The 18,771-nt window shown below is 39.2% G+C and carries 21 protein-coding genes and 1 other annotated feature; all 21 genes read left to right on the plus strand.

Annotated features, from left to right (window positions below):
- Positions 1-183 precede the first annotated feature (183 nt).
- The 21 genes from Q5794_RS00520 (at position 184) to rplA (ending at position 18,725) form a co-directional block, all read left to right on the plus strand.
- A complete protein-coding gene (locus Q5794_RS00520) occupies positions 184-645 on the plus strand; it encodes a CtsR family transcriptional regulator (protein WP_013054895.1) in 462 nt (153 codons plus the stop codon).
- Positions 646-686: 41 nt separating this feature from the next.
- Positions 687-1,229, plus strand: a complete 543-nt coding sequence (locus Q5794_RS00525) for a UvrB/UvrC motif-containing protein (protein ID WP_013054896.1) — start codon at positions 687-689, stop codon at positions 1,227-1,229.
- A gap of 3 nt (positions 1,230-1,232) precedes the next feature.
- On the plus strand, positions 1,233-2,306 hold the full coding sequence (locus tag Q5794_RS00530) for a protein arginine kinase (protein WP_013054897.1): 1,074 nt from the start codon (positions 1,233-1,235) through the stop codon (positions 2,304-2,306).
- 20 nt (positions 2,307-2,326) lie between these two features.
- The gene (gene clpC / locus Q5794_RS00535; protein ID WP_014462041.1) at positions 2,327-4,768 is read left to right on the plus strand and encodes an ATP-dependent protease ATP-binding subunit ClpC; all 2,442 of its coding nucleotides are present in this window, start codon (positions 2,327-2,329) and stop codon (positions 4,766-4,768) included.
- Between the two features lie 123 nt (positions 4,769-4,891).
- Entirely contained in the window at positions 4,892-6,268 is a 1,377-nt protein-coding gene (gene radA, locus Q5794_RS00540) for a DNA repair protein RadA (protein ID WP_013054899.1), read from the plus strand.
- Positions 6,269-6,271: 3 nt separating this feature from the next.
- A complete protein-coding gene (gene disA, locus Q5794_RS00545; protein WP_013054900.1) occupies positions 6,272-7,351 on the plus strand; it encodes a DNA integrity scanning diadenylate cyclase DisA in 1,080 nt (359 codons plus the stop codon).
- 147 nt (positions 7,352-7,498) lie between these two features.
- Entirely contained in the window at positions 7,499-8,593 is a 1,095-nt protein-coding gene (locus Q5794_RS00550; protein WP_263033208.1) for a PIN/TRAM domain-containing protein, read from the plus strand.
- A 25-nt stretch (positions 8,594-8,618) separates the two neighbouring features.
- Positions 8,619-9,320 (plus strand): 2-C-methyl-D-erythritol 4-phosphate cytidylyltransferase, encoded by a 702-nt coding sequence (gene ispD / locus Q5794_RS00555; protein WP_214988724.1) that lies wholly within the window; start codon positions 8,619-8,621, stop codon positions 9,318-9,320.
- Positions 9,317-9,796 (plus strand): 2-C-methyl-D-erythritol 2,4-cyclodiphosphate synthase, encoded by a 480-nt coding sequence (gene ispF, locus Q5794_RS00560; protein WP_013054903.1) that lies wholly within the window; start codon positions 9,317-9,319, stop codon positions 9,794-9,796. The genes ispD and ispF overlap by 4 nt, the downstream gene beginning before the upstream one ends.
- A gap of 105 nt (positions 9,797-9,901) precedes the next feature.
- Positions 9,902-11,359, plus strand: a complete 1,458-nt coding sequence (gltX, locus tag Q5794_RS00565; RefSeq protein WP_057242652.1) for a glutamate--tRNA ligase — start codon at positions 9,902-9,904, stop codon at positions 11,357-11,359.
- A gap of 39 nt (positions 11,360-11,398) precedes the next feature.
- Positions 11,399-11,622, plus strand: a binding site (T-box leader).
- Positions 11,623-11,694: 72 nt separating this feature from the next.
- Entirely contained in the window at positions 11,695-12,351 is a 657-nt protein-coding gene (gene cysE, locus Q5794_RS00570; RefSeq protein ID WP_013054905.1) for a serine O-acetyltransferase, read from the plus strand.
- Positions 12,341-13,738 carry a cysteine--tRNA ligase gene (gene cysS / locus Q5794_RS00575; RefSeq protein WP_374988583.1) on the plus strand — a complete coding sequence of 466 codons (1,398 nt, stop codon included), beginning with the start codon at positions 12,341-12,343 and terminating at the stop codon, positions 13,736-13,738. Before cysE ends, cysS begins: the two co-directional genes overlap by 11 nt.
- A 7-nt stretch (positions 13,739-13,745) precedes the next feature.
- Positions 13,746-14,171, plus strand: a complete 426-nt coding sequence (locus tag Q5794_RS00580; protein ID WP_374988584.1) for a Mini-ribonuclease 3 — start codon at positions 13,746-13,748, stop codon at positions 14,169-14,171.
- Complete coding sequence (rlmB, locus tag Q5794_RS00585; RefSeq protein ID WP_013054908.1) at positions 14,161-14,904, plus strand: 23S rRNA (guanosine(2251)-2'-O)-methyltransferase RlmB; 744 nt, start codon at positions 14,161-14,163, stop codon at positions 14,902-14,904. The genes Q5794_RS00580 and rlmB overlap by 11 nt, the downstream gene beginning before the upstream one ends.
- A gap of 2 nt (positions 14,905-14,906) precedes the next feature.
- A complete protein-coding gene (locus tag Q5794_RS00590) occupies positions 14,907-15,416 on the plus strand; it encodes an NYN domain-containing protein (RefSeq protein ID WP_013081364.1) in 510 nt (169 codons plus the stop codon).
- A 68-nt stretch (positions 15,417-15,484) separates the two neighbouring features.
- The gene (gene sigH / locus Q5794_RS00595) at positions 15,485-16,135 is read left to right on the plus strand and encodes an RNA polymerase sporulation sigma factor SigH (RefSeq protein WP_013054910.1); all 651 of its coding nucleotides are present in this window, start codon (positions 15,485-15,487) and stop codon (positions 16,133-16,135) included.
- Positions 16,136-16,216: 81 nt separating this feature from the next.
- A complete protein-coding gene (gene rpmG / locus Q5794_RS00600; protein ID WP_013081365.1) occupies positions 16,217-16,366 on the plus strand; it encodes a 50S ribosomal protein L33 in 150 nt (49 codons plus the stop codon).
- A gap of 53 nt (positions 16,367-16,419) precedes the next feature.
- Positions 16,420-16,599, plus strand: coding sequence for a preprotein translocase subunit SecE (gene secE / locus Q5794_RS00605; protein WP_013054912.1), 180 nt, complete (start codon positions 16,420-16,422; stop codon positions 16,597-16,599).
- 195 nt (positions 16,600-16,794) lie between these two features.
- Positions 16,795-17,328 carry a transcription termination/antitermination protein NusG gene (gene nusG, locus Q5794_RS00610; protein WP_013054913.1) on the plus strand — a complete coding sequence of 178 codons (534 nt, stop codon included), beginning with the start codon at positions 16,795-16,797 and terminating at the stop codon, positions 17,326-17,328.
- 165 nt (positions 17,329-17,493) lie between these two features.
- Entirely contained in the window at positions 17,494-17,919 is a 426-nt protein-coding gene (gene rplK / locus Q5794_RS00615; protein ID WP_013054914.1) for a 50S ribosomal protein L11, read from the plus strand.
- A 110-nt stretch (positions 17,920-18,029) separates the two neighbouring features.
- On the plus strand, positions 18,030-18,725 hold the full coding sequence (gene rplA / locus Q5794_RS00620) for a 50S ribosomal protein L1 (protein ID WP_013054915.1): 696 nt from the start codon (positions 18,030-18,032) through the stop codon (positions 18,723-18,725).
- The last annotated feature ends 46 nt before the right edge of the window (positions 18,726-18,771 follow it).

Raw genomic sequence — 18,771 nt, forward strand, 5'->3', positions numbered from 1 at the left:
TTGTTTTATGAAAAAGTATAGTAAGAACAATAAAATTCATGATTTGCAGGTTTTGAAATAAATTTTAGTGGCAACGATAAAAGTAAAGAATAAACTTTAATAGTACATAGTTGAAAATTTTTTCGTTTCCTTTTATATTTAAATTAAGGTCAAATATAGTCAAAGTCAGAAGGAGGGGGCAGCGTGCCAAATATCTCTGACATTATCGAACAGTATTTAAAACAAGTACTTGAATTAAGTGAAAGAGAAATTGTTGAAATAAGGCGCAGTGAGATTGCTGATAAATTTCAATGCGTTCCGTCGCAAATTAATTACGTTATCAATACCCGTTTTACAGTTGAGAGAGGTTATCTTGTAGAAAGTAAGCGAGGAGGCGGCGGCTTTATTCGTATTGCAAAAGTAAAAATGCATGATGCAGCGGATTTGTTTCAGCAAGTAATTGAGATGATTCAAAATGAAATTTCACAAGTAAGTGCTGAAAACGTCATTATTAGGTTAGTTGAAGAAAAAGTCATCACAGAACGAGAAGCAAAAATCATGTTGAGTGTTATCAATCGTTCAGTTATTAATATTGAACTTCCTTATCGTGATGAGCTAAGGGCTAATCTTTTAAAAGCAATGCTTAATTCATTACGCTACCGATAAGCTCATGATCTATTTTATTTAGAACAGGGAGTGATGACAGGATGATTTGTCAGCAATGTGAAACGAGACCTGCAACTCTTCACTTCACAAAAATTATTAATGGTGAAAAGACGGAGATGCATGTATGTGAACAATGTGCTTCAGAAAATGGAGATACATTTTCTTTTTCAAATCAGCAAGGTTTTTCAATCAATAACTTACTAGCTGGCCTACTTAACCTAGATCCAGCAGTAACTGAAAATTATAAGCAACAAAGTCAGGAGGTTCTTTCTTGTCCTACTTGTGGCATGACATATCAAAAATTTGCTAAAATAGGCAGGTTTGGATGTGCAGATTGCTACAAAACATTTGAGCGACCTCTTATTCCTTTCTTGAAGAGGCTGCATGGAGGTAATTATCTGCATCATGGAAAAATACCAGCAAGAATTGCAAGTAATCTTCATTTAAAAAAGGAATTACAGGCATTAAGATTGAACTTAAAAGAGTATATCGAAAAAGAGGAGTTTGAGAAAGCAGCCGAACTCCGAGATCACATTCGATTACTAGAAAAGAAGATGAACGAATCGAGAGAGGAGGAAGCGTAATTCATGTCCCAGGATTTGTTCTTTTCCCAGCCTGTTAGCTCTTGGATGCGTCAAGAAGCTTCGAATTCAGATATTGTTCTAAGCAGTCGAATCAGGCTGGCTCGAAATTTAACTCATTATCTTTTTCCAACTCTCTTTTCTAAAGAACAAGCAGTTGAAGTGGTTCGAGTGTTCGAGCAAGTTTTTCAAAAAAGTGAGAACACCAATCAGTGGAATTTGCATTTACTAAAGATGAACGAATTACAGCCTCTTCAAAAGCAAGTGTTGGTTGAAAAGCATCTTATCAGTCCTAACTTGGCTGAAGGAGATAACAACGGAGCTTGTTTTTTATCAGAAAAAGAAGATTTGAGTATTATGGTTAATGAAGAAGATCATTTACGCATACAATGTTTATTTCCAGGCCTTCAATTATCTGAAGCTTTAAGCACAGCGAATAAAGTAGATAATTGGATTGAGAAATACGTAGATTATGCGTTTGATGAAAATAGAGGGTATTTAACCAGCTGTCCCACAAATGTGGGTACTGGGCTACGTGCATCTGTAATGATGCATCTGCCGGCTTTAGTGATGACCCGTCAAATTCATCGTATTATTCCCGCTATTAACCAGCTCGGCTTAGTGGTGAGAGGAATTTATGGAGAAGGTAGCGAAGCTTTAGGGAATATCTTTCAAATTTCTAATCAGATAACCTTAGGGAAGTCTGAAGAAGATATTGTGGCAGATTTAAATAGTGTCGTACAGCAGTTAATTACACAAGAGCACTCTGCAAGAGACGCGCTGTTTAAAACATCTCATGTAGAGTTAGAAGATCGAGTGTATCGTTCATATGGAGTATTGGCCAATAGCCGTATTATTGAGTCAAAAGAAGCTTCACAATGTTTATCAGATGTTCGATTAGGAATCGATTTAGGGTATATAAAAGGACTGAGTCAAAATATATTGAATGAACTTATCATTATGACGCAGCCAGGCTTTTTACAAAAGTATTCGGGAGGTCCCCTAAAGCCTCAAGAACGTGACATTAAAAGAGCCACCTTAATTCGAGAACGTCTCACTATAAATAAAAACACAAATTAAACGTGGAGGGTGACGATTATATGATGTTTGGTAGATTTACAGAGCGCGCACAAAAAGTATTAGCTTTAGCACAGGAAGAAGCACTACGCCTAGGTCACAACAACATTGGAACGGAGCATATTTTATTAGGTATCGTTCGTGAAGGTGAAGGAATTGCAGCAAAAGCTCTTTCTGCTCTAGGCCTAAGCACTGAAAAAATTCAAAAAGAAGTGGAAGCATTAATTGGCAGAGGCCAAGAATTAACGCAGACCATTCATTATACACCTCGAGCGAAAAAAGTCATTGAACTTTCAATGGACGAAGCCCGAAAGCTTGGTCATTCTTATGTAGGAACAGAACATATCTTACTAGGCTTAATTCGTGAAGGTGAAGGCGTTGCAGCACGCGTTTTAAATAATTTAGGTGTCAGCCTAAATAAAGCTCGTCAGCAAGTGCTTCATTTATTAGGTAGCAATGAAGCTGCTTCGAGCCATCAAGGCGGAGGCTCTTCAAATGCCAATACACCTACGCTAGACAGCTTAGCACGCGATTTAACAGTTGTAGCGCGCGAAGGAAGCTTAGACCCTGTTATCGGACGTGGGAAAGAAATTCAGCGTGTTATTGAAGTATTAAGCCGACGTACAAAAAACAATCCTGTATTAATTGGGGAGCCAGGTGTCGGTAAAACGGCAATCGCTGAAGGTTTGGCTCAGCAAATCGTCAACAATGAAGTTCCAGAAATTTTACGTGACAAACGCGTTATGACTTTGGATATGGGAACGGTCGTTGCTGGTACAAAATACCGCGGAGAATTTGAAGATCGCCTGAAGAAAGTAATGGATGAAATTCGTCAAGCAGGTAATATCATTCTCTTTATCGATGAGTTACACACATTAATTGGCGCTGGTGGCGCAGAAGGTGCTATCGATGCTTCTAATATTTTAAAACCGTCTCTTGCTCGTGGAGAACTTCAGTGTATCGGTGCTACGACTTTAGATGAATACAGAAAGTACATTGAAAAAGATGCAGCGTTAGAGCGTCGCTTCCAGCCAATTCAAGTGGATGAACCAACGTTGGAAGAGTCTATTCAAATCTTAAAAGGGCTTCGTGACCGTTATGAAGCACATCACCGAGTATCTATTTCTGATGAGGCAATCGAGCAAGCGGTGAAACTATCAGATCGCTACATTTCAGATCGTTTCTTACCGGATAAAGCAATCGATTTAATTGATGAAGCTGGTTCAAAAGTGCGTTTGCGTTCATTTACAACGCCGCCAAATTTAAAGGAATTAGAGCAAAAATTAGAATCAGTACGCAATGAAAAAGATGCGTCTGTTCAAAGTCAAGAATTTGAAAAAGCAGCATCTTTACGCGATACAGAGCAACGCCTACGCGAAGAATTAGAAGACACAAAGAAAATTTGGAAAGAGCAGCAAGGTAAAGAAAACTCAGCTGTAACCGTAGAAGATATTGCGATGGTTGTATCTAGCTGGACGGGTGTACCGGTCTCTAAACTGGCACAGGAAGAGACAGAAAGACTGCTGAACATGGAAGAGATTCTTCACTCTCGTGTAATTGGGCAAGAAGAAGCGGTAAAAGCAGTTGCAAAAGCTGTGCGCCGTGCTAGAGCAGGCTTGAAAGATCCAAAACGTCCAATTGGTTCATTCATTTTCTTAGGACCAACAGGGGTTGGTAAAACAGAGCTTGCACGTGCATTAGCGGAGTCAATCTTCGGCGATGAAGATGCAATGATTCGTATCGATATGTCTGAGTACATGGAGAAACATTCTACTTCACGCTTAGTAGGTTCACCTCCAGGATATGTTGGATACGAAGAAGGCGGCCAGTTAACGGAAAAAGTAAGAAGAAAACCTTACTCAGTTGTTCTTTTAGACGAAATTGAAAAAGCGCATCCGGATGTATTTAACATTTTATTACAAGTGTTAGAAGATGGACGCTTAACAGATTCAAAAGGCCGTACAGTTGATTTCCGTAATACGATTTTAATTATGACATCAAACGTAGGTGCTGATACATTAAAACGAAGCAAGCACTTAGGGTTCACAGTAGAAGCAGAAGGGCAAGACTACAAAGATATGAAAGGAAAAGTAATGGCGGAAATGAAGCGCGCGTTCCGTCCGGAGTTCCTAAACCGTATCGATGAAATTATCGTCTTCCATTCATTAGAGAAACCTCACTTAGCTGAAATCGTTAAATTAATGGCGGATCAGTTAACAAAACGCTTAAAAGAGCAAGAAATTGATCTTGAATTAACAAAAGAGGCAATTGATAAGATTGCAGAGGAAGGTTTTGATCCAGAATACGGTGCTCGTCCACTTCGTAGAGCAATTCAAAAACATATTGAAGACCGTTTATCTGAAGAGCTGCTAAAAGGGGTTGTTCAAAAAGGTCAGAAAGTGACGCTAGATGTAGACAAAGGAGAATTTGTTGTTAAATCCTCCGCTCCAAGCAGCATCAGCTAATTTTACTCAAACCAAGACGAGGCATACGAAAAAACACGTATGCCTCCCTTTTTATTTTAGCTTAGGAAATAGTGTACAATAGAGATAGAAATCGATTGAATGAACGGAGAGATTGATAACATAATGGCGAAACGAAAAACAAAATTTGCATGTCAGCATTGCGGATATGAATCAGCAAAATGGATGGGGAAATGTCCCGGGTGCGGAAGCTGGAATTCTATGGTAGAAGAAATGGAAGAAACGAAATCATCACGCCGAGGAGCTTTTTCCGGAGCTACTGCTTCTAAAGTTCAAAAACCTCAGTCAATTACAGCGATTGAATCTACAACAGAACCACGAATTTTCACACCTTCTGCAGAGTTAAATCGTGTATTAGGAGGAGGTATTGTCAGAGGGTCACTCGTTTTAATAGGGGGAGATCCGGGTATCGGAAAGTCTACTTTACTTTTGCAAACCTCCGCGCAGTTAGCAATGAAACAAAATAAAGTACTATATATTTCGGGAGAGGAATCAACCAAACAAACGAAGTTAAGAGCAGACAGGCTAGGTGTAAAAGCTGAAGAGCTTTATGTTCACGCAGAAACAAACTTAGAATTAATACTAGAGGCCATCTCAAGCATGCAGCCTGATTTTGTGGTAATTGATTCAATTCAAACCATTTACCATGCTGATGTGACATCAGCGCCAGGAAGCGTCTCACAGGTGCGAGAGTGTACGGCTGAACTAATGCGTGTTGCTAAAACGAATGGAATTGCCATCTTTATTGTGGGTCATGTAACGAAAGAAGGGGCCATTGCAGGTCCAAGACTTCTTGAACATATGGTGGATACGGTTCTTTATTTTGAAGGAGAGCGCCATCATACGTATCGTATATTAAGGGCGGTTAAGAACCGATTTGGATCCACAAATGAAATGGGCATTTTTGAAATGAAAGAAAGTGGGCTAGAAGAAGTATTGAATCCATCTGAAATCTTTCTAGAAGAACGATCTCAGGGAGCAGCAGGGTCGGTTGTTGTCGCTTCAATGGAAGGGACAAGACCTGTATTAGTAGAGCTGCAGGCGCTAATCAGTCCAACGAGCTTTGGAAACCCTAGAAGAATGGCGACGGGAGTAGATCATAATCGCGTTTCGCTTATCATGGCTGTCTTAGAAAAGCGTGTAGGAATGCTGCTGCAGAATCAAGATGCTTATTTAAAAGTAGCAGGTGGAGTGAAATTAGATGAACCAGCAATCGATTTAGCTGTAGCCGTTAGCATTGCTTCAAGCTTCAGAGATGCTGCTTCTAGCGCTACAGATGTTATTGTAGGAGAAGTAGGATTAACAGGTGAAGTACGCCGAGTATCTAGAATTGAACAGCGCGTTCAAGAAGCGGTAAAATTAGGGTTCCAACGAATTATTATCCCGGAGAAAAATTTAGGAGGATGGAAAGTCCCAGATGGTATTGATGTGATTGGGGTATCAACAGTAGCGGAGGCTCTGCAATATACATTAGGAGGATAAGCAGTGGAAGGAGAAAAAACAACAGTTAGTCAAAAACAAATATCAGAAATTCTGCAGTTTGTAGCACCAGGAACCCCTATTCGTGACGGTATCGATAACGTCTTGCGGGCAAAGACGGGCGGCTTAATTGTTATGGGCTACAATGAACAAGTCAAAAAGATGGTAGATGGAGGATTTTCGATTAATTGTGCATTTACACCTGCGCATTTATACGAGTTAGCCAAAATGGATGGAGCGCTTATTTTAAACGACAGCGGAAGCAAGATATTATTTGCTAATGCTCAGCTCATGCCAGACCCCTCTACTCCTTCTTCACAGACAGGAATGCGTCACCGTACAGCAGAGCGCGTAGCTAAGCAGTCAGGTGTATTGGTGATAGCCATTTCACAAAGACGAAATGTGATTACGCTTTACAAAGGGTCTCTGCAGTATGTATTAAAAGACATTAGTGTTATTTTAGCAAAAGCGAATCAAGCGCTTGGGACACTTGAAAAGTACAAGGCGGTATTAGACGAATCGATTACAAGTCTCAGTGCATTAGAGTTTGAAGAGCAAGTAACTCATACAGATGTGCTGCAGTCGCTTCATCGTACAGAAATGGTTCTGCGTATTAAAAATGAAATTTTGAGCTATATTAGCGAGTTAGGAACAGAAGGAAGACTAATCCGGCTCCAAATGAATGAACTACTTTCCCACTTAGAGGAAGAAGCAACTTTATTAATCAAAGATTATATGTATGACCTCAGCTTTGACCCTTACCGAGTAATTGAACGCATGCAGCAGCCGTCAAATAATGTTCTTCTCGATGACCAAACGCTCCTTCGCTTAATGGGATATCCTATGTATACAAGCTTTGAAGACAGCGTTATTCCTAGAGGGTATCGAATGCTTCATAAAATTCCAAGACTTCCATCGATTATTATTGAAAATCTCATTGATGAATTAGGGGATTTAAAAACGATAGCAGATGCATCGGTAGAAGAATTGGATGAGGTAGAAGGCATCGGTGAAATTCGAGCAAGAAAAATCAGAGAAGGCCTAAAAAGACTAAAAGAGCAGCATCTTACAAACCGTCAGCTATAGGATATTAATTGACATTAAATGTTTGATTCATTAAGATATTGTGAAAATACAAAAAAAGTGACAGTTTGTTTACAAATTCTGTTTTTTGGTTAAATAACAGGTTTCAATCATTGTAAACTGTTTATAATGATAAAGGGAGGTGAAGGCGTGTTAAAACGTTTTGTACAGTTATTTTTTATTATTACAGGTGGTACATTGGGCGTCTTTTTTATACCTGAACTTATTCAATTATTAAATCTGCAAGATGTAGCATTTCTAGAAAAGCCTTACGTCGATGCAATACTAGGAGCCATTTTGTTTTTCCTTGTCACGTTTTGGATTGTTGATTATATAGTTGAATTAATTCGCCGAGTGGAAGAGGCGTTACTGAAGGCGCCTGTAACGGATGTGCTTTTTGGGAGCTTAGGATTGATTTTAGGGCTTATTGTGGCCTACTTGGTCGGAGCTTTTTTAGGCAGAATTCAACTTCAAGTAGTAAGTACCATTTTACCAATCTTTCTAAGTATTCTTTTAGGTTACTTAGGGTTTCAAGTCGGGTTTAAAAAACGTGATGAACTTGTAAGCGTGTTTTCGATGCCGGCTCGAATTGGGAAGAAAAAAGGACAAGAAGAAACAGATAACGAAGAATCATTAAAGTCTCTTAAGATTTTAGATACAAGCGTTATTATTGACGGCCGTATCGCAGATATTTGTCAAACAGGATTTTTAGACGGAACGATTGTTATTCCACGCTTTGTGCTTGAGGAACTTCAGCATATTGCTGATTCGTCGGATGTTTTAAAACGAAACAGAGGTAGACGAGGTCTAGATATTCTAAACCGTATTCAAAAAGAACTGGCAATGAAGGTAGAAATTTATGAAGGCGATTTCGAAGACATTCAAGAAGTAGACAGCAAGCTGGTTAAATTGGCAAAGCTGACTTCCGGTTTGGTCGTGACAAACGATTTTAATTTAAATAAAGTATGTGAACTTCAAAATGTTGGCGTTTTAAATATCAATGACTTAGCAAATGCCGTCAAGCCAATTGTACTTCCAGGAGAAGAAATGAACGTATTGGTTATAAAAGACGGCAAAGAGCACAATCAAGGTATTGCCTATCTTGATGACGGTACAATGATCGTGGTAGAGGAAGGAAGAAATTATATTGGAAAGCAAATTGATGTACTGGTGACGAGCGTACTCCAAACCTCAGCAGGCCGTATGATTTTTGCGAAACCCAAGTTATTAGAAAAAGCACTGTGACGTAACAGGTAAAGGGAGTATACCTATGAAGTATGAAATTATCGTGTTAGCTGCAGGTCAGGGGAAGCGAATGAAAGCGGGGCGGAACAAACAATTTTTAACTATTCAAAACGTTCCGCTTATCATTCATACGCTGCAAAAATTCGAACAAGATCCTTGGTGCAGTGGAATTGTACTAGTCGTAAACGAAAAAGAAGTGGAGATTTTTGAAGAGTTATTAATCGAATATCCAATTCAAAAGGTTCAATCATTGACAGCTGGAGGCGATGAACGTCAACATAGCGTTTATAATGGCCTTAAAAGTTTAAAGCAGGCTCAGATGGTATTAATTCATGATGGCGCTCGTCCATTTGTTCAACAAAACACAATCCATGAGTTAGTAGAAAAAGCTGCTAGTGATAAGGCTGCTGTGCTGGCTGTTCCAGTAAAAGACACAATTAAGCGTGTAGAACGGGGTACTGTCATTGAAACAGTTGAGCGCTCTAGCTTGTGGGCTATTCAAACGCCGCAGGCTTTTCTTTTTGATGTAGTAATGGATGCACACGAAAAAGCAAAAACAAATGAATACTTAGGCACCGATGATGCAAGCTTAGTAGAAAAAGCGGGGCAAAAAGTATCGATTGTAGAGGGAAATTACGATAATATAAAACTAACAACACCAGAAGATTTGTTATATGCAGAAGCCATATTAACAAAGCTAAACAGGACTGAAGGAGTGGGAAAATGAACATTCGCGTAGGACAAGGTTTCGACGTACATGAATTTGCAGAAGGAAGACCTTTAATCATCGGCGGTTTAGAAATTCCGTATGAAAAAGGATTATTAGGCCATTCAGATGCAGATGTGCTGTTGCATACAATCGCAGATGCCTTATTAGGAGCGGCGGCTAAAGGAGATATCGGAAAGCATTTTCCGGATACAGACCCTGAATTTAAAGATGCTGATTCAGCAAAGCTTCTTCAACACGTATGGAAACTACTAAAAGATGAAGGCTATGAATTAAGCAATGTAGATTGCACAATTATCGCGCAAAAACCTAAAATGGCTCCTTACATTGAACCAATGAGAGAGCGCATTGCGCAGCTGTTAGAAGCAAGCATTTCTCAAATTAACGTCAAGGCAACAACAACAGAAAAGTTAGGTTTTACGGGACGTGAAGAAGGAATTGCCGCCCAAGCAGCCGTTTTAGTTTATCAAAAATAAAAACAGTTGACTTTGACAGATACCTATTTGGTGATAAAATTAGAACATGTCTAAAACATATAAATACATACTATAAGTAATATTAAATTGGAGGTCATCTTAGTTATGTCAAGCGAAGTAAGAGTTCGTTATGCCCCGAGTCCAACTGGACATCTTCATATAGGGAATGCAAGAACAGCACTATTTAATTATTTATTTGCACGAAATCAAAACGGTAAATTTATTATCCGTATTGAAGATACAGATCAAAAGCGTAATATCGAAGGCGGAGAAGAAAGTCAGCTGCGCTATTTAAAATGGTTAGGTATTGAATGGGATGAGAGTATCGACGTAGGCGGCGAGTACGGTCCTTACCGCCAGTCTGAACGTACGGAAATCTATCAAAAATATACGGAAGAACTTCTTGAAAAAGGATTAGCTTATCACTGTTACTGTACGTCAGAAGAGCTTGAAAAAGAGCGTGAAGAACAGCAGGCGAATAGTCAAATGCCGCGCTATTCAGGTAAATGCCGTAACTTAACAGCTGAACAGCGTGCTGAACTAGAAGCAGAAGGCCGTGAGCCAAGCATTCGCTTCCGTGTTCCTAGTAACACAGAAATTAAATGGAATGATATTGTCAAAGATGAAGTATCATTTGAGTCTGAAGGCATTGGTGACTTCGTTATTGTGAAAAAAGACGGTACACCAACATATAATTACGCTGTAGCCATTGATGATTATCTAATGAAGATGACACATGTTCTACGCGGAGATGACCATATTTCTAATACACCGAAGCAAATTCTTGTGTATGAAGCTTTAGGCTGGACGCCTCCTGTATTTGGTCATATGACATTAATCGTAAATGAAAATCGCCGTAAACTAAGTAAACGTGATGAGTCAATCATTCAGTTTATTGAGCAATATAAAGAATTAGGCTACTTGCCGGAAGCACTGTTTAATTTTATTACAATGCTTGGCTGGTCACCTGTGGGAGAAGAAGAAATCTTCTCTAAAGAACAGTTCATTGAAATTTTTGACCCAGCTCGTTTATCAAAATCTCCAGCACTATTTGATACAAGCAAATTACGTTGGATGAACAACCAATACATGAAACAATTGGATTTAGACGAGGTAGTAGCTTTATCAGTTCCTCACTTAGTGAAAGCTGGAAAAGTTGAAGAAACGCGCAATGCTGAAACAGAACAATGGGTACGTGACTTAGTCGCTCTATACCAAGAACAAATGAGCTTTGGCGCTGAGATTGTTGAACTTACTGAAATGTTCTTTAAGAAAGAAATTGATTACAGTGAAGAAGCAAAAGCAGTGCTTGCTGAAGAGCAAGTACCGGAAGTGTTAAAAGCATTTGCTGAAGAGATTTCTTCCTTAGAAGAATTCAGCGCTGATGAAATTAAGGCAGCAACAAAGGCTGTACAAAAAGCAACAGGTCAAAAAGGTAAAAAACTATTTATGCCAATTCGTGTAGCAACAACAGGCGAAACACACGGTCCTGAGCTTCCAAAAGCTATTTCTCTTTTAGGAAAAGAAACAGTTTTAGCTCGTTTAGAAAGCATTTATAGTTAACAAATTTCTATTTTGCCCATATGATAAAATAATCAAATATGGATATCGTTGAGAAGGAAGAGTAGGCAAGTTCATTGCATATCAGAGAGGGTTATCACCGGCTGAAAGTAACCTATGACAAAACTTGTTGAAGTGCGCCTTTGAGTCTTTTGTTGAATGCTACTAAGTAAGTAGGCAAAAGCGGGTACTTTCACGTTATGAGAGAAGAGTTGGGATCGTTTGTTGATCCAAACAGAGTGGAACCGCGTATATACGTCTCTGTGTCATTTGACATAGGGGCGTTTTTTTATACAATCAATGAGTAGATAGAGGAATAGCGGAATTGGGGTGAGATGATGCTAAAGTTGTTAAAGGAAGACATTGAGGCCATATTTGAACAAGATCCTGCAGCAAGAAGTTATATTGAAGTGATATTAACCTATTCGGGGTTGCATGCTATTTGGGCACATAGATTAGCTCACGGGCTTTTTAAAAGAAAGTGGTTTTTTCTGGCACGTGTAATCTCACAAATTAGCCGATTCTTCACAGGGATTGAAATTCATCCGGGTGCGAAAATTGGCCGCCGATTTTTTATTGACCACGGAATGGGAATTGTTATTGGGGAAACGTGCGAAATTGGAGATAATGTAACAGTATATCAAGGAGTAACACTTGGAGGAACAGGGAAAGAAAAAGGAAAGCGTCACCCGACGATCGAAGACAATGTCTTAATTGCAACAGGTGCTAAAGTACTAGGGTCGATTACGATTCATGCGCACTCCAAAATTGGAGCAGGCTCAGTTGTGTTAAATGACGTCCCAGAAAACTCAACGGTTGTTGGTATCCCTGGCCGAGTCGTCATTCAAAATGGTGTCCGGATTCCAAAAGATTTGAATCATCAAGATTTGCCAGATCCAGATGCAGAGCGTTTCAAACAGCTAGAGAAAGAAATTTTACACCTGCAAAATCAATTAAAGGAATTAAAAGAAGGGAAGATTCACCATGGCAATTAAGCTATATAACACGTTAACACGTCAAAAAGAGATGTTTGTACCGCTGGAAGAAAACAAAGTCAAAATGTACGTGTGCGGACCAACCGTGTATAACTATATTCATATTGGAAATGCGCGTCCTGCAATCGTATTTGATACGGTGCGCCGCTATTTAGAATTTAGAGGGTACGATGTCGAGTATGTCTCAAACTTCACAGATGTGGATGATAAATTAATTAAGGCAGCAAAAGAGTTAGGAGAAGATGTTCCAACGATCGCAAACCGCTTTATCGATGCCTACTTTGAAGATACGTCAGCTCTTGGATGCAAGCATGCCGATGTGCATCCACGCGTAACTGAAAATATGGATATCATTATTGAGTTCATTGATGAACTGGTGAAAAAAGGATATGCATATGAGTCAGAGGGTGATGTATACTATCGTACACGTAAGTTTGAAGGATACGGAAAATTATCACATCAGTCTATTGATGAATTGCAATCCGGTGCTCGTATCGAAGTTGGAGAAAAGAAAGAAGATCCATTAGACTTTACTCTTTGGAAAGCAACCAAAGATGGAGAGATCGCATGGGATAGCCCTTGGGGTCAAGGAAGACCAGGCTGGCATATCGAGTGCTCTGCGATGGCACGCAAGTATTTAGGTGATACAATTGATATCCACGCAGGCGGTCAGGATTTAGCTTTCCCTCATCACGAAAATGAAATTGCCCAATCAGAAGCGCTCACTGGGAAATCGTTTGCGAAATACTGGCTTCATAACGGATATATCAATATTGATAATGAAAAGATGTCTAAATCACTAGGGAACTTCGTGTTAGTTCATGACATTATTAAAAAGCATGATCCTTCCCTACTTCGATTCTTTATTTTATCTGTTCACTATCGTCACCCAATTAACTATAACGAAGAAATTTTAGAGAATACGCGCAAAGGGTTTGAGCGTCTGCAAACAGCTTACGGCAACTTAACTCACCGTCTAGAGGCAGCAACAAATCTTCAAGAAGATGCTTCAGAATGGTTCGAAAAGCTAAAAGAGCTTCGCGAAACGTTTGTTGAAGAGATGGATGATGATTTTAATACGGCAAATGCCATTTCTGTTCTGTTCGAGCTAGCAAAGCAAGCTAACTTGTATTTGTTAGAACAAACAACGTCTACAGATGTAATTGAAGCTTTTATTAAAGAATTTAAAGAATTAGGTGCTGCAATAGGCATTAGGTTTGGAGAAGCTGAACTTCTAGACGAAGAAATTGATCAATTGATCCAAGATCGTATTCAGGCTCGTAAAGATCGTAATTTCCAATTAGCAGATCAAATTCGAGATGAATTAAAGGCTAAAAATATTATTTTAGAAGATACGGCACAAGGAACAAGATGGAAAAGAGGATAATAGTGTTATGAGCAGCAGTAAATTAGATGTAAAACAGCTAAATAGCTTAGCTCTTGCTTATATGGGTGATGCGGTGTTTGATTTACATGTTCGCCGCCACCTGCTGTTGTTAGGGACAGTGCGCCCTAACCAGCTTCATAATAAAGCTAAAAAATACGTATCAGCAAAAGCACAAGCGCAAATCGTATATTATTTTAAAAATGAAAACTTTTTTACTGAAGAAGAAGAAGGTGTGCTGCGCCGAGGACGCAATGCAAAGTCCGGTACAGTCCCTAAAAACACAGATGTGCAAACGTATCGCTACAGTACGGCATTTGAAGCGGTCGTAGGCTATTTGTATCTCTTAGGTGAGGAAGAAAGAATGATGGAACTTATTACTAAAGCTATCTCTTTCGTCGATGAAGGAGAGGGAGGAATGAATCATGGAACATGAATTTATCATTGGACGTAATCCGGTCCTAGAAGCCCTAAAGTCTGGGCGCGACATTAACAAACTATGGATTGCCGAAGGATCGCAAGGCGGTTCTATGGGACAAATCACGCAGTTAGCAAAACGTAATGGTGTATTGGTGCAGTTTGTACCAAAAAAGAAAATTGAGCAAATGGTAGACGGTATTCATCAAGGAGTAGCTGCACAAGTTGCTGCTTATCAGTATGCAGAGTTAGATGATTTATTTAACTTAGCGGAAAAACGTAATGAAAGTCCGTTTTTTCTTCTGTTAGATGAGCTTGAAGATCCCCATAATTTAGGTTCTATTATGCGAACAGCCGATGCCGTTGGCGCACACGGTATTATTATTCCAAAGCGCCGTTCAGTTGGATTAACAGCCACTGTAGCTAAGGCCTCTACAGGAGCGATTGAACATGTTCCCGTAGCAAGGGTAACAAACCTATCAAGGACGATTGATGAATTAAAAGATCGAGGCGTATGGATTGTTGGAACAGATGCGAAAGAAAGCGATGATTACCGCAACTTAGATGGAGGTATGCCGCTTACGTTAGTGATTGGAAGCGAAGGAAAAGGCATGAGTCGTTTGATTCGTGAAAAATGCGACTTCCTTGTACAGCTTCCAATGGTTGGGCATGTTACATCGTTAAATGCATCTGTAGCAGCTAGTCTTCTCATGTATGAGGTTTACCGAAAACGCCATCCTCTAGGTGAATAAGAATGGATATTCTACTGGTGGATGGTTATAACATGATAGGTGCGTGGCCCGACCTAAGAAAGCTTAGAGATAATGATTTAGCCGGTGCTCGAGACCTGTTAATCGAAAAGATGGCAGAGTATCAAGCATATATGGGTTATCGTGTCATTATTGTCTTCGATGCTCATATGGTCGAAGGAATTGAAAAGAAGGCAAAAAATCATAAGGTTGACGTTGTATTTACAAGAGAAAATGAAACAGCGGATGAGTACATTGAAAAGCTGGCTCAAGAGCTAAACAATGTAAAGACACAGATTCATGTTGCTACATCTGATTTTACGGAGCAGTGGGCAATCTTTGGACAAGGTGCGCTTAGAATTTCTGCTCGAGAATTGTACAACGAAATTGAGCAAATTGAGAAACATATTAATCTTGATGTGAAGTCTATTCAAAATCAAAAGCCAGCGGCACGCATTCAACTTTCCAATCAAGTAGCCGAAATTTTCGAAAAATGGCGTCGGGGACAGCGGTGAGGTTATTGACGGTACGGAATTAGCTACTGTATAATATTTCTATCTACTGTGCGGTCGGGGGGATCGATATGGGCGATAATTATGGGAGAAAACTGCATGCTCATTTCGAACAACAAGAGGATGAAACAGTTGTCGATCTTGTGCATAAAGGCGATATTGACGCATTAGAGTATTTGATTCATAAATACAAAAACTTTGTGCGAGCAAAGGCGCGGTCATATTTTTTAATTGGGGCAGACCGTGAAGATATTGTACAAGAAGGTATGATAGGGTTATATAAGGCAATTAGAGATTTTAGAGAAGATAAGCTAACTTCGTTTAAAGCTTTTGCTGAACTTTGCATTACCAGGCAAATTATTACCGCTATTAAAACCGCAACAAGGCAAAAACATATTCCATTAAACTCTTATGTATCATTGGACAAGCCAATATATGATGAAGAGTCCGACCGAACCTTAATGGATGTTATTTCGGGGACAAAAGTAGCAAATCCAGAAGAGTTGCTCATTAATCGAGAGAAGTTTGATGATATTGAATTAAAGATGGCTGAACTGTTAAGTGATCTGGAGCGAAAAGTTCTCGTTCTTTATTTAGATGGTCAATCTTATCAAGAGATTTCAGAAGAGTTAAACCGCCACGTCAAATCCATCGATAATGCACTTCAGCGTGTGAAGAGGAAATTAGAGCGCTACCTCGAGATTCGTGAAATCACAATGTAGCCTTCTATCCTCATATTGACATGCTAAGAAAGTCTGTGATACTTTTTTATAGACATTATCACTCTATAGGTGGTTGACATTATGCGTAAAAAAGTTGTACTTGCGTGTGTGCAATGCGCTAGTCGTAACTATACGACTATGAAAAACACACAGCAAAACGAAGAGCGTTTAGAAATGAAGAAGTTTTGCAAAACGTGTAACGCACATACGATTCATCGTGAAACAAAGTAGATCAATAATCTGCACAGACTAATACCCCTTTTAATTTATTGGAGGTTACAAACATGAACCGTGTAGGAAATTTCTTGCGTGATGTTGGGCGTGAGATGAAGAAGGTAAGTTGGCCTAAAAAAAATGAGCTAACTCGTTATACAATTACTGTTATTTCTACAGTTGTATTTATGACACTCTTTTTTGTAGTAGTTGATTACGGAATTTCGTCACTTATTCGTTTAATCCCTTGAATAAATTGACTTAAATCATGGTATAATAAAGCTAAATTATGTTTTTTTCAGAAAAGCCCGGAGACGGGTTTTTTAATTTGCTTTAAGAATGATTGTGCTAGGAGTCAACTATTTTCCTAGTGCGTTGTCTGTGCAATAGATTAGGACATCTTATTTTATAGTGAGCTGGGAGGGAAGGACGTATAGTCCTCAGAAATGGAGAAAAATTGGTATGTAGTCCATACTTATTCTGGATATGAAAATAAAGTAAAAACAAATTTAGAAAAGCGCGTAGAAACAATGGGTATGCAAGATAAAATTTTCCGCGTTGTTGTTCCTGAAGAAGAAGAAAGAGAAATTAAGAACAACAAAGAAAAGATTACAAAGAAAAAAGTATTTCCAGGGTACGTGTTAGTTGAAATCATCATGACGGATGATTCATGGTATGTAGTTCGTAATACACCTGGCGTTACGGGCTTTGTAGGTTCAGCAGGTTCTGGATCAAAGCCAACTGCTCTTCTACCAGAAGAAGTAGAAATGATCTTAAAACAAATGGGCATGGACGAGAAGCATGCTGACTTTGACTTTGAACTAAAAGAAACAGTATTGGTTCAAGAAGGTCCGTTTGCAAACTTCGAAGGTACCATTGAAGAAATCGATACAGATAAACGTAAAGTTAAGGTTCATGTGGATATGTTCGGAAGACAAACGCCAGTAGAGCTAGACTTTACACAAATTGAAAAAATATAATCTGTAAGACCTTGCAATTCATGAAGTTTAATGTTAATATTTCATAAGTCAGTATGTCTCAAAACTAGAGACTAAAACAACTATTTCTTTATTTTATATATAAAGAACATTGAGTGGGAGGGCATCGCCCTATTACCACATCACGGACTTAAGGAGGTGTGTCTCGTGGCTAAAAAAGTAATTAAACTTGTTAAGTTACAAATTCCTGCAGGTAAAGCAAATCCAGCGCCACCAGTTGGTCCTGCATTAGGTCAAGCCGGTGTTAACATCATGGGTTTCTGTAAGGAGTTTAACGCTCGCACAGCTGATCAAGCTGGTCTTATCATTCCTGTTGAAATCACGGTATTTGAAGACCGTTCATTTACATTTATTACGAAAACTCCACCTGCTGCTGTACTACTTAAGAAAGCGGCTGGTATTGAGTCTGGTTCTGGTGAACCAAACCGTAATAAAGTTGCAACAGTCAAGCGTGACAAAGTGCGTGAGATTGCTGAAACTAAAATGCCTGACTTAAACGCTGCTAGCGTTGAATCTGCAATGCGCATGGTAGAAGGTACAGCGCGCAGTATGGGAATCGTAGTTGAAGACTAATTCCATTTGATTGGGTGTTAGAAGGTTGCGAGAAATGGAAGTTTTCCTATGCTCGCAACCTTTATTAGTGGGAGGTTATTCCGTTAAAACCACATAAGGAGGAAACAAAAATGGCTAAAAAAGGTAAAAAGTACGTTGAAGCTGCTAAGCTTGTAGATCGTACACAAACTTATTCAGTACAAGAAGCGATTGAATTAGTAAAGAAAACAAACACAACTAAATTTGATGCAACTGTAGAAGTAGCATTCCGTTTAGGAGTTGACCCTAAGAAAGCTGACCAACAAATTCGTGGTGCAGTAGTACTACCAAACGGTACAGGTAAAACTCAACGTGTATTAGTATTCGCTAAAGGCGAAAAAGCTAAAGAAGCTGAAGCTGCAGGTGCTGACTACGTTGGCGATGCTGACTACATCAACAAAATCCAACAAGGTTGGTTCGAGTTCGATGTAATCGTAGCTACTCCAGACATGATGGGTGAAGTTGGTAAACTTGGTCGTGTATTAGGACCTAAAGGTTTAATGCCAAACCCTAAAACTGGTACAGTAACATTTGATGTTCAAAAAGCAGTTAACGAAATCAAAGCTGGTAAAGTAGAATACCGTGTTGATAAAGCTGGTAACATCCACGTACCAATCGGTAAAGTATCTTTCGAAGAGAGCAAGTTAGTTGAAAACTTCACTACAATCTTCGAAACTATGGTAAAAGCTAAGCCGGCAGCAGCAAAAGGCACATACATGAAGAACGTAGCTGTTACTTCAACAATGGGCCCTGGTATCAAAGTTGATACTGCTTCATTCTCTGCTTAATAAATTTGGAAATAAATCGGTGTTGACTTTTTGAAAGTCCCTGATT

The organism is Priestia megaterium, assembly GCF_041941685.1.
Classification (GTDB): domain Bacteria; phylum Bacillota; class Bacilli; order Bacillales; family Bacillaceae_H; genus Priestia; species Priestia megaterium_C.

What these genes read in the sequence shown, in the direction of transcription:
- nusG (WP_013054913.1), top strand. Translation starts at nt 16,795, where the DNA reads ATGGAGAAAAATTGGTATGTAGTCCATACTTATTCTGGATATGAAAAT.
- secE (WP_013054912.1), top strand. Translation starts at nt 16,420, where the DNA reads ATGAACCGTGTAGGAAATTTCTTGCGTGATGTTGGGCGTGAGATGAAG.
- Q5794_RS00580 (WP_374988584.1), top strand. Translation starts at nt 13,746, where the DNA reads ATGAGCAGCAGTAAATTAGATGTAAAACAGCTAAATAGCTTAGCTCTT.
- Q5794_RS00525 (WP_013054896.1), top strand. Translation starts at nt 687, where the DNA reads ATGATTTGTCAGCAATGTGAAACGAGACCTGCAACTCTTCACTTCACA.
- radA (WP_013054899.1), top strand. Translation starts at nt 4,892, where the DNA reads ATGGCGAAACGAAAAACAAAATTTGCATGTCAGCATTGCGGATATGAA.
- clpC (WP_014462041.1), top strand. Translation starts at nt 2,327, where the DNA reads ATGATGTTTGGTAGATTTACAGAGCGCGCACAAAAAGTATTAGCTTTA.
- cysS (WP_374988583.1), top strand. Translation starts at nt 12,341, where the DNA reads ATGGCAATTAAGCTATATAACACGTTAACACGTCAAAAAGAGATGTTT.
- ispF (WP_013054903.1), top strand. Translation starts at nt 9,317, where the DNA reads ATGAACATTCGCGTAGGACAAGGTTTCGACGTACATGAATTTGCAGAA.
- sigH (WP_013054910.1), top strand. Translation starts at nt 15,485, where the DNA reads ATGGGCGATAATTATGGGAGAAAACTGCATGCTCATTTCGAACAACAA.
- Q5794_RS00530 (WP_013054897.1), top strand. Translation starts at nt 1,233, where the DNA reads ATGTCCCAGGATTTGTTCTTTTCCCAGCCTGTTAGCTCTTGGATGCGT.
- rpmG (WP_013081365.1), top strand. Translation starts at nt 16,217, where the DNA reads ATGCGTAAAAAAGTTGTACTTGCGTGTGTGCAATGCGCTAGTCGTAAC.
- ispD (WP_214988724.1), top strand. Translation starts at nt 8,619, where the DNA reads ATGAAGTATGAAATTATCGTGTTAGCTGCAGGTCAGGGGAAGCGAATG.
- cysE (WP_013054905.1), top strand. Translation starts at nt 11,695, where the DNA reads ATGCTAAAGTTGTTAAAGGAAGACATTGAGGCCATATTTGAACAAGAT.
- rplA (WP_013054915.1), top strand. Translation starts at nt 18,030, where the DNA reads ATGGCTAAAAAAGGTAAAAAGTACGTTGAAGCTGCTAAGCTTGTAGAT.
- gltX (WP_057242652.1), top strand. Translation starts at nt 9,902, where the DNA reads ATGTCAAGCGAAGTAAGAGTTCGTTATGCCCCGAGTCCAACTGGACAT.
- Q5794_RS00590 (WP_013081364.1), top strand. Translation starts at nt 14,907, where the DNA reads ATGGATATTCTACTGGTGGATGGTTATAACATGATAGGTGCGTGGCCC.
- rlmB (WP_013054908.1), top strand. Translation starts at nt 14,161, where the DNA reads ATGGAACATGAATTTATCATTGGACGTAATCCGGTCCTAGAAGCCCTA.